Source organism: Streptomyces sp. 12E, from assembly GCF_055633275.1.
The window spans coordinates 6272663-6285798 of record NZ_JBVNCJ010000001.1; the positions used below are offsets into that span (position 1 = coordinate 6272663).

The 13136-nt window shown below is 74.3% G+C and carries 13 protein-coding genes; 8 read left to right on the top strand and 5 right to left on the bottom strand.

Annotated elements, in window-relative coordinates:
- Window positions 1-75 precede the first annotated feature (75 nt).
- Window positions 76-1326: an aminotransferase class I/II-fold pyridoxal phosphate-dependent enzyme gene (locus tag ACZ8ZB_RS28835; RefSeq protein WP_470740543.1), complete on the top strand. Its 1251-nt coding sequence runs from the start codon at window positions 76-78 to the stop codon at window positions 1324-1326.
- 106 nt (window positions 1327-1432) lie between these two features.
- On the opposite strand, the gene ACZ8ZB_RS28840 is transcribed toward ACZ8ZB_RS28835, so the two are convergent.
- Both ACZ8ZB_RS28840 and ACZ8ZB_RS28845 read right to left on the bottom strand, forming a co-directional pair.
- On the bottom strand, window positions 1433-2053 hold the full coding sequence (locus ACZ8ZB_RS28840; protein WP_470741604.1) for a DedA family protein: 621 nt from the start codon (window positions 2051-2053) through the stop codon (window positions 1433-1435).
- Window positions 2054-2091: 38 nt separating this feature from the next.
- Complete coding sequence (locus ACZ8ZB_RS28845; protein WP_470740544.1) at window positions 2092-2865, bottom strand: MBL fold metallo-hydrolase; 774 nt, start codon at window positions 2863-2865, stop codon at window positions 2092-2094.
- Window positions 2866-3378: 513 nt separating this feature from the next.
- On the opposite strand from ACZ8ZB_RS28845, the gene ACZ8ZB_RS28850 reads away from it, so the two are divergent.
- The 5 genes from ACZ8ZB_RS28850 to dnaK all read left to right on the top strand — a co-directional run bounded on the left by ACZ8ZB_RS28850 (window position 3379) and on the right by dnaK (window position 9502).
- Window positions 3379-5454, top strand: coding sequence for a phage holin family protein (locus tag ACZ8ZB_RS28850; RefSeq protein WP_470740545.1), 2076 nt, complete (start codon window positions 3379-3381; stop codon window positions 5452-5454).
- A 42-nt stretch (window positions 5455-5496) separates the two neighbouring features.
- A complete protein-coding gene (locus tag ACZ8ZB_RS28855; protein WP_470740546.1) occupies window positions 5497-6003 on the top strand; it encodes a hypothetical protein in 507 nt (168 codons plus the stop codon).
- 298 nt (window positions 6004-6301) lie between these two features.
- Window positions 6302-6730, top strand: a complete 429-nt coding sequence (locus ACZ8ZB_RS28860; RefSeq protein ID WP_470740547.1) for an OsmC family protein — start codon at window positions 6302-6304, stop codon at window positions 6728-6730.
- Window positions 6731-6809: 79 nt separating this feature from the next.
- Window positions 6810-7541 (top strand): glycerophosphodiester phosphodiesterase family protein, encoded by a 732-nt coding sequence (locus tag ACZ8ZB_RS28865; protein WP_470740548.1) that lies wholly within the window; start codon window positions 6810-6812, stop codon window positions 7539-7541.
- Between the two features lie 86 nt (window positions 7542-7627).
- Window positions 7628-9502, top strand: coding sequence for a molecular chaperone DnaK (dnaK, locus tag ACZ8ZB_RS28870; RefSeq protein WP_470740549.1), 1875 nt, complete (start codon window positions 7628-7630; stop codon window positions 9500-9502).
- A 13-nt stretch (window positions 9503-9515) separates the two neighbouring features.
- Here dnaK and ACZ8ZB_RS28875 read toward each other — a convergent pair whose 3' ends face one another.
- Both ACZ8ZB_RS28875 and ACZ8ZB_RS28880 read right to left on the bottom strand, forming a co-directional pair.
- On the bottom strand, window positions 9516-10331 hold the full coding sequence (locus ACZ8ZB_RS28875; protein WP_470740550.1) for an SAM-dependent methyltransferase: 816 nt from the start codon (window positions 10329-10331) through the stop codon (window positions 9516-9518).
- Between the two features lie 59 nt (window positions 10332-10390).
- Window positions 10391-11254: a helix-turn-helix domain-containing protein gene (locus ACZ8ZB_RS28880; protein ID WP_470740551.1), complete on the bottom strand. Its 864-nt coding sequence runs from the start codon at window positions 11252-11254 to the stop codon at window positions 10391-10393.
- A gap of 222 nt (window positions 11255-11476) precedes the next feature.
- Between ACZ8ZB_RS28880 and ACZ8ZB_RS28885 the strand changes: the two genes are divergently transcribed.
- Window positions 11477-11902: a hypothetical protein gene (locus tag ACZ8ZB_RS28885; protein WP_470740552.1), complete on the top strand. Its 426-nt coding sequence runs from the start codon at window positions 11477-11479 to the stop codon at window positions 11900-11902.
- On the opposite strand, the gene ACZ8ZB_RS28890 is transcribed toward ACZ8ZB_RS28885, so the two are convergent.
- Window positions 11884-12699 (bottom strand): helix-turn-helix domain-containing protein, encoded by an 816-nt coding sequence (locus ACZ8ZB_RS28890; RefSeq protein WP_470740553.1) that lies wholly within the window; start codon window positions 12697-12699, stop codon window positions 11884-11886. The genes ACZ8ZB_RS28885 and ACZ8ZB_RS28890 overlap by 19 nt on opposite strands.
- Before the next feature lie 126 nt (window positions 12700-12825).
- Here ACZ8ZB_RS28890 and ACZ8ZB_RS28895 point away from each other — a divergent pair, with 126 nt between their 5' ends.
- The gene (locus ACZ8ZB_RS28895; protein WP_470740554.1) at window positions 12826-13131 is read left to right on the top strand and encodes a 4a-hydroxytetrahydrobiopterin dehydratase; all 306 of its coding nucleotides are present in this window, start codon (window positions 12826-12828) and stop codon (window positions 13129-13131) included.
- Window positions 13132-13136 lie beyond the last annotated feature (5 nt).

Below are 13136 nucleotides of genomic sequence, written 5' to 3' on the forward strand. Positions count from 1 at the left end.
ACTGGCCCAAGGGATGCCGTCCGGGGCGCGGGCGGACGCCACGGCACCGGCACCAGGGACTGCGCGGAGGTAGGGATGCGGCGGACGGACCCGGAAGGTCACGGCCCCGTCCGGTTCGGGCCGGTGCTCCCCGAGGACGGGCTCCCCGTCCTGCCCGAGCTGTCCGCCGTGCTCGCCGCCGCGGCCTCCCGCGCCGCCGCCGAACCGGTCGGCGGCGGGCCCGCCCTGCTGGACGCGGCCTGCGGCTACGGCGACCGGCGCGGACTGCCGGCCGCCCCCGACCGGGTGGCCGTCGCCCCCGGCGCGCCCGCCCTGCTGGTGGCGCTGACCGCCGCCCTCGGCGGCGACGTCCTGGTGCCCCGGCCCTGCGCCGCCTGGTGGGTCCCCTACGCCCGCCTGCTCGGCCGCCCCGCCTTCCCCGTGCCGACCCCGACAGAGAACGGTGGCGTCCCCGACCCGTACGCCCTGCTGGAGACCGTGCGCCGGCTGCGGGCCGAGGGCGGCGACCCGCGCCTGCTGGTGCTCTCCGTCGCCGACGACCCCACCGCCGGCGTCACCCCGCCCGAGCTGCTCCACGAGACCCTGGAGGCCGCCGTCGCCGAGGGGCTCCACCTGGTCAGCGACGAGACCTGGCGCGACACCCTGCACGACCCGCACGACACCGTGCTGCTCAGCCCCGCCGAGATGCTGCCCGACCGGGTCACCGTCGTCACCGACCTGGCCGGCGCCCTGCTCCCGCCGGGCTGGCCGGCGGCGGTGGCCCGCTTCCCGGCGGGGGAGGAGGGGAACGCGCTCCACGCGCGCGTGCTCGACGTGCTCACCGCGCTCGACGCGTGCGTCGCCGCACCCGTCGCCGCCGCGGCGGCCTACGCGCTGTCCGAGCCGGAACCGGTCACCGCGCGCGTCGCCGGCACCGTACGCCTGCACGCGCGCGTCGCCGCCGCCGCGCACCACGCCGTCGTCGCCGCGGGCGCCCTCGCCCGGCCCCCCTGCTGCGGCCGGCACCTGTACGTCGACCTCACCCCCCTGGCCCCCGCGCTCGACGCGCACGGCATCGGCGACGCCCAGGAGCTGGAGGACTTCCTCACCATCCGGCTCGGCATGCCCGCACCGGGTGGCCACCGCTTCGGCGACGATCTCGAAGCACCGCGCGTACGGCTGTCCACCGCCCCCTTGCTGGGCGACACCGCCGAACTGCGCGCGGAAGGCCTGAGCTCACCCGCGCCCCTGGAACTGCCGCAGGTGCGAAGCGCGCTGTCCCGGCTGACAGCGGTCCTCGACGAGCTCCGTGACGGCGCCGGCCGGCGACGGGAGTCCCCCCGGTGACGCGGCACCCCGGACCGGCCGTGAGGACGGCCGCCCCGGATCCGGTTCCCGGGTCCTGACGTGACCGGATCCCGCCGTCGCCGGGACCGTCGTCGCCGGGGCCTGCTCACCCCGCCGCCGTCCCCCGCATCCGCCGCCACAGGCCCGGCGCCACGCTGATCAGCACCGTCAGCACGATCGCCGCCAGCACGCCCTGCCACGGCTCGGCGAACAGCGAACCGCCGAGCACACCGATCAACTGGTACGTCGCCGCCCAGGCCAGACAGGCCGGCAGATTGCCCCGCACGAAGCGCCGCACCGGCCACTTCGCGACCAGACAGGCCAGCATCACCGGCAGCCGCCCGGCCGGGACCAGCCGGGACAGCACCAGCACCGCCACCCCGTGGTCGGCGAGCTTCTCCTGCGCCTGGGCCAGCCGGTCCTCCGGGGCGCGCTCCCGGATCGCCTCCAGCCAGCGCGAGCCGTTCCTCGACCTCATCCCGCGCCGCCCCAGCCAGTACAGCGCCACGTCCCCGAGGAACGCCGCCAGCGACGCCGTCACGAACACCAGCGCCATCGAGAACGGCGCCGCCCGGTGGAAGGCGACCACGGCCGCCGAACTGACCAGCGCGCCCGTCGGTACCACCGGCACCAGCGCACCGATCAGCACCAGCAGGAACAGCGAGGGGTAGCCGACGGCCTGCTGGGTGAACTCGGGCGCCACGGCGGGCAGGGCCGCCGACGACAGCGACGCGCCGGCCGCCTGGCCCGGGGCGGCGGGAAGTATCACCGCGCGACCTCCAGGCGCACGCGCTCCCCGTGCCCCAGCCGGTGCACCGACGCTCCGGGCGCGTGCCGGGCCGCCTGCCGCTCGAACTCGTGCCCCGGCGCGTGGAACTCGTGCGGGCGCACGGCGTCCATCCCGATCGGCCAGTACGTGCCGTAGTGCACCGGCACCGCGCTGGACGCCCCCAGCCGGGCCAGCGCCTCGGCCGCGCGTCCCGCGTCCAGGTGCCCCTCGCCCAGGTACGGCCCCCAGCCGCCCACCGGGAGCAGCGCCACGTCGACCGGCCCGACCTCCTTGGCCATCTCGTCGAACAGACCGGTGTCCCCGGCGAAGTACGTCCGCGCCTCGCCCTCCAGGACGTAGCCGAGGGCGGGGGAGCGGTGCGGCCCGACCGGCAGCCGCCGCCCGTCGTGGCGCGCGGGCACGGCCCGTACGACCAGGCCGCCGACCCTCGTCACATCGCCGGGCGCCACCTCGCTCATCTCGAGGTGGGCGAGCCGGCGCAGCCCCGGCACGGCGCGCCGCGCGCCCCGGGGCACGAGCAGGCGCGTGCCCGGCGCGAGCCGGGCCAGCGACGGCAGGTGCAGATGGTCGGCGTGCAGATGGGAGACCAGGGCCACGTCCGCCTGCCGGGCCTCGGCCGGCGGCACCGCGCCGCGTCGGCGCCGCAGGTGGGCGAACCGGCGGGCGAACAGGGGGTCGGTGAGCACCCGCGTGTGCGAGTCCTCGACCGTGCAGGTGGCGTGCCCCCACCACGTGACCTCCACCGCCACCTTCGCGCCTCCCTCGTGCGACTCCCCGAAGCCTACGCGCAGGAGTAGGGTCGGCGGCGAGAACCGGGGGCGAGGGGCGCCGCGGGGCCGGTGCGGGGGACGGGGACCGCGAGTACGACGCCGCTGGGGGAACCGGGCGCCGGTCCCTTCCCGGCGGACTCCCGCGGCCGGCACGCCGGGTGCGCCCGCCGGGCCGCCGGACACGGCCGCGTGGTGGCCCGCGAACTCCTCGCACGGGGTACGGGCACCGCGCCCCGACCACCGCGTGCCGCGGGACGGAGTGCGGTCCGGGACCGGCCCGTCCGTGGCGCGGGGGAGGCGGTGGGCCGTGCGGAACCGTCGTACGGCGCGGCGACGAAGGCCCGTGTGCTCCGGCGGCCTTCGCCGCCGACGGCCTGGGCGGGCGGCAGCCGAGCAGCCGCCGGCCCGTACGACGGGGACGGAACGCCTCGTTCGGCCGTTGTGACAGGGTGGGAGACGGGCCAGGTCGGCCGGGACGTGAGGTGTGCGGGCGTGGATGGCGGGCGGTGGCGACGGGTCGCCAGTCAGATCGGGCGGAGCGTCGCCGTGTGGGCGGTCTCCACGCTCACCATGCTGCTGCTCGCCGGCATCCTGCCCGACTTCCGGCTGCGCTCGGCCGACGGCGACAGCGCCACGGACATCGCGGTCACCGCCGCCTTCGGCGCCGGCGCCTTCGGTCTGCTCTCCGCCCTGGTCTGGCCGCCGCTGGTGCGCCTGCTGCTGCTCGTGCCGGCGCTCGTCCTGGGCCTGCTGGTGTTCTTCCTCAACGGCGCCCTGCTGTGGCTGGCCCTGCACGTCACACCGGTCGAACGGGGCGCCGCCGCACCGGAGACGGCGGTCGTGGTCGCCGCCGTCATGTCCGCGGTCGCCTCCGCCACCGGCGCCGCCCTCGCGGTGCGCGACGACGACGCCTACCGCCGCCGCCTCTACCGCCTCGCCCATCGCAGACGGGGCTCCGCCCCGCCCTGCCCCGCCACCCCCGGCACCGTCTTCCTGCAACTCGACGGCGTCGGCCACGACATCCTGCTGCACGCCGTCGGCAAGGGACTGATGCCCACCGTCGCCCGCTGGCTCGGCACCGGCACCGGCGGCGACCGCCCCTCCCACCGCCTCACCCCCTGGCGCACCGACTGGTCCAGCCAGACCGGCGCCAGCCAGCTCGGCATCCTGCACGGCAGCAACCACGACGTCCCCGCCTTCCGCTGGTACGAGAAGGCCCGCCGCGAGGTCATGGTCTGCAACCGGCCCACCAGCGCCGCCGAACTCCAGGCCCGCGCCATCGAATACTCCGGCCACGCCGGACTGCTCGCCGTCGACGGCGCCAGCCGCGGCAACCTCTTCAGCGGCGGCGCCGACGAACAGGCCCTGGTGCTCTCCATCGCCACCCGCCGGCGCGGCCCGGCGGCCCGCTCCCGCGCGGGCTACTTCGCCTACTTCTCCGACCCCGCCAACGCCGTCCGCACCGCGCTGTCCTTCGTCGCCGAGGTGGGCCGGGAGATCGGCCAGTCCACCCGGGCCCGGTTCCGCGGGCAGCGCCCGCGCGTCTCGCGCGGCGGGCTCTACCCGTTCGTGCGGGCCTTCGCGACCGTCGTCGAACGGGACGTCGTGGTCGCCGCCGTGACGGGCGACCTGCTGGCCGGCCGCACCGCCGTCTACGCGGACCTGGTGGCCTACGACGAGGTCGCCCACCACTCCGGGCCCGTCGGCCGGGACACCGAGAAGGTCCTCCAGCGCCTCGACCGCGCCCTCGCCCTGATCGAGAACGTCGCCGAGCACGCCCCCCGCCCGTACCGGATCGTCGTCCTCTCCGACCACGGGCAGAGCCCCGGCGAGACCTTCCGCTCCCGCTACGGCCTCACCCTCGGCGACCTGGTGCGGGCCGGCTGCGGACTGCCCGTGCCGCGCCGCGCCCAGCGCACCCACAGCGGCGCCGAGGCCCGCGCCGCCGTCCGCGCGGCGCTGCGCCGGCCCGTCGAGGAGGGCGCCGAGCACTACCGCCCCTCCCGCGGCTCCGAACCCGTCGTGCTCGCCTCCGGCAACCTCGGCCTGGTCTCCTTCCCGGACGTGCCGCACCGGATGACCAAGGAGGAGATCGACGCCCGCCACCCCGCACTGCTGGCGACCCTCGCCAACCACCCCGGCATCGGCTTCCTCCTCGTCCGCAGCGAACGCCACGGCGGGGTCGTCCTCGGCGCGTACGGCGCGGAGATCCCCCTGGACGAGCTGGACGACGACCCCGGCCCGCTGGCCGCCTTCGGCCCCGGCGCCGCCGACGTCGTGCGCCGCACCCACACCTTCCCGCACACCGCCGACATCATGGTCAACTCCTTCCACGACCCCGCCGACGGCGAGGTCCTCGCCTTCGAGGAGCAGATCGGCTCCCACGGCGGCCTCGGCGGCGCCCAGTCCCGCCCCTTCCTGCTGTCCCCGCTCGCCCTGTCCCCACCCGTCCCCGACGGCACGGAGCTCGCCGGCGCCGAACAGGTCCACCAGGTGCTGCGCCGCTGGCTGACCGAGTCGGACGGGGCGGACCTGTCCGCGGTCCCGGACCGGGAGCGCGCGGCCTGAGCGACCGTTGATCCGCCGGCGGCGGTCGCGGATGATGGCGCGATGGACCAGGAAGCCGCGTACACGCTGGACGAGCTCCGGAAACTGGACCCGGCGGTGCGCACGGACGTCCTGTGCGTCCTGGACCGCGTCGTCCGGGACCTCCCCGCCCACTGGAGCCGCCGCGCGGGGGTGCCCCAGCTCATGGTGTTCCTCGACGGCCACGGGGACGCCCGGACGGAGCGGACCGGCCTGCGGGAGCTGGCCCGGCACGGGTTCCTCGACGAGTTCCACCGCTGGGTCCGCGGGGTCCCGGCGGAGAAGGCGGAGGAGCACGGCTGCGCCGCCCTGGTGCACGGCGACCGCATCCACGCGAGGATCAACCGGATCGGCCCCTTCGGGGCGCCCCGCTTCCTCCCGGACAGCCGCGTCCACGTCCAGGTGGCGCACCGGGACCTGCGGATGGCGCCCGGCTTCTCGTTCCCCTTCGACACCGAGGGCCGGCTCTTCCCGCGGCTGGTGTTCCACGACTGGGTGCCCGAGACCCTCGACCGCGCCCGGCTTTGCTGAGAACGCGTCGCCCCGTCTCCGCGGGAGGCAGTTCACCGGACCCGGCGCCCGTCGTGCTCCGGCCCGCGCCATCGCGCCGCTCCCCGTCATCACCGACGGCCGGTGCGACGTGTCGCGGGTCCGGCGGGAGCACGCGTACCTCGTCCCGCGGGGCGCACGGCCGCCGTTCACCGCGAGGGGGCCCGTCTTCCGGGTGAGTTGAGCTGTGATGTGATCGGATGGGGGAGGGCGCCCGGTGACCCGGCGCCCTGACCGAGCACCGCCGGACACACGGCCGGACATTTCGAAAGGATGCGTCATGGCAGCCACGCGCTCCGCACACACCGTTTGGGAAGGCAGTCTCTTCAAGGGCAGCGGGGTCGTCGCCTTCGACTCCTCCGGCGCCATCGCCGAACAGCCGGTCACCTGGGCGTCGCGGGCCGAGGAGGCGAACGGGAAGACCAGCCCGGAGGAGCTGATCGCCGCCGCGCACTCCAGCTGCTTCTCGATGGCCCTCTCCAACGGTCTCGACAAGGCCGGCACCCCGCCGACCCGGCTGACCACCTCCGCCGACGTCACCTTCGTGCCCGGCGAGGGCATCACCGGCATCCACCTCACGGTCGAGGGCACCGTCCCCGGCCTGGACGAGGCCGGTTTCGTCGCCGCCGCCGAGGACGCCAAGGTGAACTGCCCCGTCAGCCAGGCGCTGAAGGGCACGGACATCACCCTGACGGCGAAGCTCGCCTGACCCGCTCGCCGCACCGCACCACCGCAGGCCGCTCCCTTCCGGGGCGGCCTGCGGCACGTCCCACCCGGAGCCGACCGCCATGACGCCACACCCCGCCGTCTCCGCCCACCGGGGCGGCTCCGAGCGCGCCGCCCCGGCGACCCGGGAGGCGTACGAGGACGCGCTCGTGTCCGGCGCGGAGTACGTCGAGCTCGACGTACGGCGCACCGCGGACGGGGTCTTCGTCGTCCACCACGACCCCCGCGTACGCCGTACCGGTCCGCCGCTGTCCACGCTCAGCCAGGCCGAGCTGAACGAGCGCGCCGGCTACCCCGTGCCCGTCGTGGACGAGGTGATGGGGCTGGTCGCCGGGAAGCTCGTCGCCCATCTGGACCTCAAGGAGACCGGCTACGAGAGGGAGCTGATCGACCGCGCGGTCGCCCTGCTCGGCGAGGACGGACTCGTCGCCACCACCCTCGAGGACAGCTCCGTCGCCGCCCTCACCGCCGCCCGCCCGCGGGTGCGCACCGTGCTGTCCCTCGGCCGGGACGGCGGGGAGATCCGCCGGGGCCGGCTGGTGCGGACCCGGATCGGCGAGCTGCTGCCCCTGCGCCGGGTCCGCGCCTGCGGCGCCCACGGCGTCGCCGCGCACTGGCGGCTGGCCCGCGCCGGCGTGCTGCGCGAGGCGGCGCGGGGCGGACTGTTCACCATGGTGTGGACGGTCAACGAGGACGCGGCGCTGCGCGGCTTCCTCGACGACCCGCGCGTGGACGTGCTGATCACCGACCGGCCTCGCCGCGCCGTGGCCCTGCGCGACCGTACGTCTTGTTGACAATCACCCGCTCAACCTATTGACAAACATCCGCTCAAGTTTTGTGCTGGAACTCCGGAGAGGTGCCCTGGCGGAAGGGGACGGCGATGGGACGTGCGGTCGGAATCGATCTGGGAACCACGAACTCGGTGGTGGCCGTGCTGGAGGCCGGCGAGCCCACCGTCATCGCCAACGCGGAGGGCGCCCGCACCACCCCCTCGGTGGTGGCCTTCGCCAAGAACGGCGAGGTGCTGGTCGGCGAGGTCGCCAAACGGCAGGCCGTGACGAACGTCGAACGCACCGCCCGCTCGGTCAAGCGGTACATGGGCGACGCGCACTGGCGGTTCCCCGAGCAGGGCTCCGTCGACGGCACCCGCTACCGGGCGCAGGAACTGTCCGCCCGGGTGCTGCAGAAGCTGCGCCGGGACGCCGAGGCCTACCTCGGCGAGGACGTCACCGACGCGGTCATCACCGTGCCGGCGTACTTCGACGACACCCAGCGGCAGGCCACCAAGGAGGCCGGGGAGGTCGCCGGCCTGAAGGTGCTCAGGATCATCAACGAGCCCACGGCGGCGGCCCTGGCGTACGGCCTGGACAAGGAGAACGACCACACCGTCCTGGTGTTCGACCTGGGCGGCGGCACCTTCGACGTGTCGCTGCTCGACATCGGCGAGGGCGTCATCGAGGTGAAGGCCACCAACGGCGACACCCACCTCGGCGGCGACGACTGGGACCAGCGCGTCGTGGAGTACCTCGCCAAGCGCTTCAAGGGGCAGTACGGCGTCGACCTGGCGCAGGACAAGATGGCGGTGCAGCGGCTGCGGGAGGCCGCCGAGAAGGCGAAGATCGAGCTGTCCTCGTCCACCGAGACCACGATCAACCTGCCCTACGTCACCGCCTCCGCCGAAGGCCCCCTGCACCTCGACGAGAAGCTCACCCGCGCCCAGTTCCAGGAGCTCACCGCGGACCTCCTCGAGCGCTGCAAGAAGCCCTTCCACCAGGCCGTCAAGGACGCCGGCGTGGAGCTCTCCGCGATCGACCACGTCATCCTGGTCGGCGGCTCCACCCGGATGCCCGCCGTCACCGACCTGGTCCGCGAACTCACCGGCAAGGAACCGCACAAGGGCGTCAACCCCGACGAGGTCGTGGCCCTCGGCGCGGCCCTCCAGGCGGGCGTCCTGCGCGGCGACGTCAAGGACGTGCTGCTCCTCGACGTCACCCCGCTGTCCCTGGGCATCGAGACCAAGGGCGGCATCATGACCAAACTGATCGAACGCAACACCACGATCCCCACCCGGCGTTCGGAGATCTTCACCACCGCCACCGACAACCAGCCCTCGGTCGGCATCCAGGTCTACCAGGGCGAACGCGAGATCGCCGCCTACAACAAGAAGCTCGGCGTCTTCGACCTCACCGGCCTGCCCCCGGCCCCGCGCGGCGTCCCCCAGATCGAGGTGGCCTTCGACATCGACGCCAACGGCATCATGCACGTCTCCGCCAAGGACCTCGCCACCGGCCGCGAACAGAAGATGACCGTCACCGGCGGATCGGCCCTCCCCAAGGACGACATCGACCGCATGATGCGCGACGCCGAGAACTACGCCGAGGAGGACCGCAAACGCCGCGAGGCCGCCGAGACCCGCAACCAGGCCGAACAACTCGCCTACCAGACCGAACGGTTCCTGCGCGACAACGGTGACAAGGTGCCCGGCGGGACCAGGACGGAGGTCGAGTCGGCCCTCACGGAGGTGAAGCGGCTGCTGGAGCAGGAGTCCTCCGACACCGCCGAACTGCGTGCCGCCGTCGAGAAACTCGCCTCCGTCAGCCAGAAGATGGGCCAGGCGATGTACGCGCAGGCCCAGCAGACCCCGGCCGGGGAAGGCGAACAGCACACCGCCCCGCAGGACGACGACGGCGTCGTCGACGCGGAGATCGTCGACGACGACCGGGACACCGGCCGGCGGGAGGACGGCGCCGCCTGACCCGCCGCACCGGTCACGGCTTGCGGGCGACCCCCGCGTAGACCGGCACGATGCCCTCCGCCTGCGCCGCCACGTCCTCCTCCGCCGGACGCCACCCGTGCACCGGGATGACCCCCGGGCCCAGCAGTTCGAGGCCGGTGAAGAAGCGGGAGAACGCGGCCAGCGAGCGGGGGTGGAAGGGCGTGCCGCTGCGCCCGAAGAGGTCCGCCGCCCGCTCCACGGCCTCGGGGCTCAGATCGGGCGTGACCTGGGAGAGGATCAGGTAGCTGCCCGGCGCCAGCGCGGCCGTGTACCGCTCCAGCAGGCCGTACACGTCGTCGCCGTCCGGGTCGTCGTCCAGGTAGTGGGTCAGCGCGACCAGCGACAGCGCCACCGGCCGGCCGAGGTCCAGCGACTCGGCCGCCCGGCGCAACAGCGTGTCCGCGTCCCGCACGTCGGCGTGCACGTACCGCGTGCTGCCCTCGGCGGTGCCGTGCAGCAGCGCCTCGGCGTGCCGCAGCACGATCGGGTCGTTGTCCGCGTACACCACGCGGGACTCCGCGGCGACGCCCTGCGCCACCTGGTGCAGATTGGGCTCCGTGGGGATGCCCGTGCCGATGTCCAGGAACTGGCGTACCCCCGCCTCGGCGACGGTGCGCACGGCCCGGTGCATGAACCGGCGGTTGGCCCGCGCCCCGCGTAACACCGTGCCGTCCGCCGCGAGGATCCTGCGTGCCAGCTCCTCGTCCACCGGGTAGTTGTCCTTGCCGCCGAGCCACCAGTCGTAGACCCGGGCCGGATGCGGCCGGCTGGTGTCGATGCGGACGTGCGCGGTGCCGGATCCGGTCATGGGCGTTCTTCTCCTCGTGGATTCCTCGTGGACGCGAAAGGCCTGCCCGGGGGCGCGGCTCAGTGGTGCTCGCGGCATTCCCGCAGCAGTTTCTCGGTGCGCTGTGCCGAGGCCGCCCGCGCCGTCATGTGGTCCAGGACCTCCAGATGCGCCGACACCTCCTTGCGGGAGTCCAGGTACAGGGCGCCGGTCAGGTACTCGGTGAACACCATGTCCGGCAGCTCCGGCTCGGCGAACCGGAACAGGGAGAAGGGCGCGTACGTCCCCGGGTGCGGTCCGTCGGCGAACTCGGCGATCTGCAGCGTGATCCGGTCCCGCGCGGAGTACTCGAGGAGCTTGTCGAGCTGGTCGCGCATCACCCGGCCGTCGGCGCTCACCGGACGGCGCAGCACCGTCTCCTCCATCAGCACCCACAGGTGCGGCGGGTCGGGACGCTCCAGCAGCCGCTGGCGCTCCATGCGCAGCGCCACGTGCCGCTCGACCGCCTCGGGCCCGATGTTCCCGATCGTCCCGGCCTCCAGCACGGCACGCGCGTACCCCTCGGTCTGCAGCAGCCCCGGCACGAAGTGCGGCTCGTAGGAGCGGATGATACGGGCGGCGCCCTCCAGGCTCACGTACATGCTGAACCAGTCGGGCAGCACGTCGCCGTACCTCTGCCACCAGCCCGGCCGGTTCGCCTCCTCGGTGAGCTCGACGAACGCGGCGGACTCGCCCTCGGGCACCCCGTAGGCGCTCAGCAGCAGCTGGACGTACGGGATCTTCAGCGCGACCTCGGCGGTCTCCATCCGCCGTACGGTCGCGGGCGCCACCCGCAGGATGCGGGCGGCCTCCTCCCGTGACAGGCCCGCGGCCTCCCTCAGTTCCTGCAGCCGCCTTCCCAGGACCACCTGGCCCACGGTGGGTGCGGCCCGCCGCTCACTCACGCCACGCCTCCCCAACGCGCCCGGGTACGCGCCCAGTCTGTCATGTCCCTCAGAGACTCTCACGAGCCGCGGGCGACCGCCCTGTTTCCCTGGTTCCCGCCGCATGACCCGGGAGGTAATCGACCCGGCCCCGCCCGCACGGGATCGTGGACGCACCGGGTCCCGGGCCGGCGCACTCCGGCCCGGGACCCGGCAACCGATCCCGACGGAGGATGATGCGTCATGTCCACGACCCAGCTCGCCGTGCTCGCCCGGACCGTGGAGCCGCAGCGGATGCTGCGCCGCTTCCTGGCCCTCGACGCCGTGGTGACCGGCGCCAACGCCGCCGCCTACCTCGCCCTCTCCGGACCGCTCGGCCGGTTCCTCGGAGCCGGTTCCGGCCTGCTGCTCGGGATCGGCGCGTTCCTCGCGGTCTACGCGGCCGGCGTGGGCCTGCTGGCCGCCCGGCCGCACCCGCCGGCGTCCGGCGTGCGGATCGTCGTCGAGGCCAACCTCGCCTGGACGGCGGTGAGTCTCGTCGCCCTCGCGCTGTGGCTCACCCCGACCGCGGCGGGCGCGGTGTGGACGGTCCTCCAGGCGCTCACCGTGGCGGGCTTCGCCCTGCTCCAGCACATGGCGCTGAAGGAGCGTCAGCTCAGCCAGGACTGAAGGTACTCGGCCGTCGCCGGGTCCGCCGGGAGCAGGGTCTCCACGGCCAGCTCGGCGACGGTCACGTCCATCGGGGTGTTGAAGGTGGAGATCGACGACACGAACGACAGCGTCCGGCCCTTGTGCTCGATCACCATCGGCAGCGCGAAGTACGCCACCGGATCGGCCGGTTCCTCCTGGCCGGCGGAGTCCGGTACGGGGAACGCCGCCACCTCGTCGTACAGCGCCCGCAGCCGCTGTGAGCGGTGCAGGGCGATGTGCCGTCGCATCTGCTCCAGCAGGTGGCCGCGCCACTCCCGCAGATTCCGGATCCGCGGCGCCAGCCCCCGCGGGTGCAGGGTGAGCCGCACCGCGTTCAGCGGCGGCGTCAGCAGCGCCTGAGGGACGCCGTCGAACAGCGCCATGATCCCCCGGTTGGCCGCCACGACGTCGTACATCGCGTCCACCACCAGCGCCGGATACGGCTCGAAGCCGCTGATCAGCCGCTCGATGCCCTCGCGCACCACCTCCAGCGCGGGATCGTCCAGCGGGGTCTCCGGGTAGTGGGGCGCGTAACCGGCCGCCAGCAGCAGCGCGTTGCGCTCCCGCACGGGCACCTCCAGGTGCTCGGCCAGCCGCAGCACCATCTCCTCACTGGGCCGGGAGCGGCCGGTCTCGACGAAGCTGATGTGCCGGGCGGAGGAGCCGGCGCGCAGGGCCAGCTCCAGTTGGCTGACCCGACGCTGCTCCCGCCAGGCGCGCAGCAGCGGGCCCACGCCTCCGGTGCGGGAAGCGGTACCGGACGTGACAGTGGTCATGCCAGGACGGTAATCGAGAAACGGCAGCACCGGGGAGCGGCCCGTTTCCGACCGGGGGCCCGGGGGTCCTCTGTGGCAGTCTGGAGGCCCTGGCACGAGATCCGGACCGGTGAAGGAGCGCAGCCCATGCCCGTCGAACCGCTGTCGCAGAAGGAGATCGAGGAGCGGCTGGCCGAGCTGCCGGGCTGGTCGCTCGACGGCGACCGGATCACCCGCTCCTACCGGCTCGGCTCGCACTTCGCGGCGACGGCGATGGTCGTCCACATCGCCCAGGTGCAGGAGGAGCTCGACCACCACTCCGACCTCACCCTCGGCTACGACACCGTGGTCCTGTCCGTGCACACCCACAGCGCGGGCGGCGTCGTCACCGAGAAGGACCTCGAGCTCGCCCGCAGGGTGGAGGACCTGGCGCCCGGACACGGTGCACACTGAGGCGC

Bases quoted from the DNA above. Each gene is read 5' to 3' on its own strand.
- ACZ8ZB_RS28890 (WP_470740553.1), bottom strand. From the start codon at position 12,699: ATGACCACTGTCACGTCCGGTACCGCTTCCCGCACCGGAGGCGTGGGC.
- ACZ8ZB_RS28860 (WP_470740547.1), top strand. From the start codon at position 6,302: ATGGCAGCCACGCGCTCCGCACACACCGTTTGGGAAGGCAGTCTCTTC.
- dnaK (WP_470740549.1), top strand. From the start codon at position 7,628: ATGGGACGTGCGGTCGGAATCGATCTGGGAACCACGAACTCGGTGGTG.
- ACZ8ZB_RS28895 (WP_470740554.1), top strand. From the start codon at position 12,826: ATGCCCGTCGAACCGCTGTCGCAGAAGGAGATCGAGGAGCGGCTGGCC.
- ACZ8ZB_RS28885 (WP_470740552.1), top strand. From the start codon at position 11,477: ATGTCCACGACCCAGCTCGCCGTGCTCGCCCGGACCGTGGAGCCGCAG.
- ACZ8ZB_RS28865 (WP_470740548.1), top strand. From the start codon at position 6,810: ATGACGCCACACCCCGCCGTCTCCGCCCACCGGGGCGGCTCCGAGCGC.
- ACZ8ZB_RS28875 (WP_470740550.1), bottom strand. From the start codon at position 10,331: ATGACCGGATCCGGCACCGCGCACGTCCGCATCGACACCAGCCGGCCG.
- ACZ8ZB_RS28855 (WP_470740546.1), top strand. From the start codon at position 5,497: ATGGACCAGGAAGCCGCGTACACGCTGGACGAGCTCCGGAAACTGGAC.
- ACZ8ZB_RS28835 (WP_470740543.1), top strand. From the start codon at position 76: ATGCGGCGGACGGACCCGGAAGGTCACGGCCCCGTCCGGTTCGGGCCG.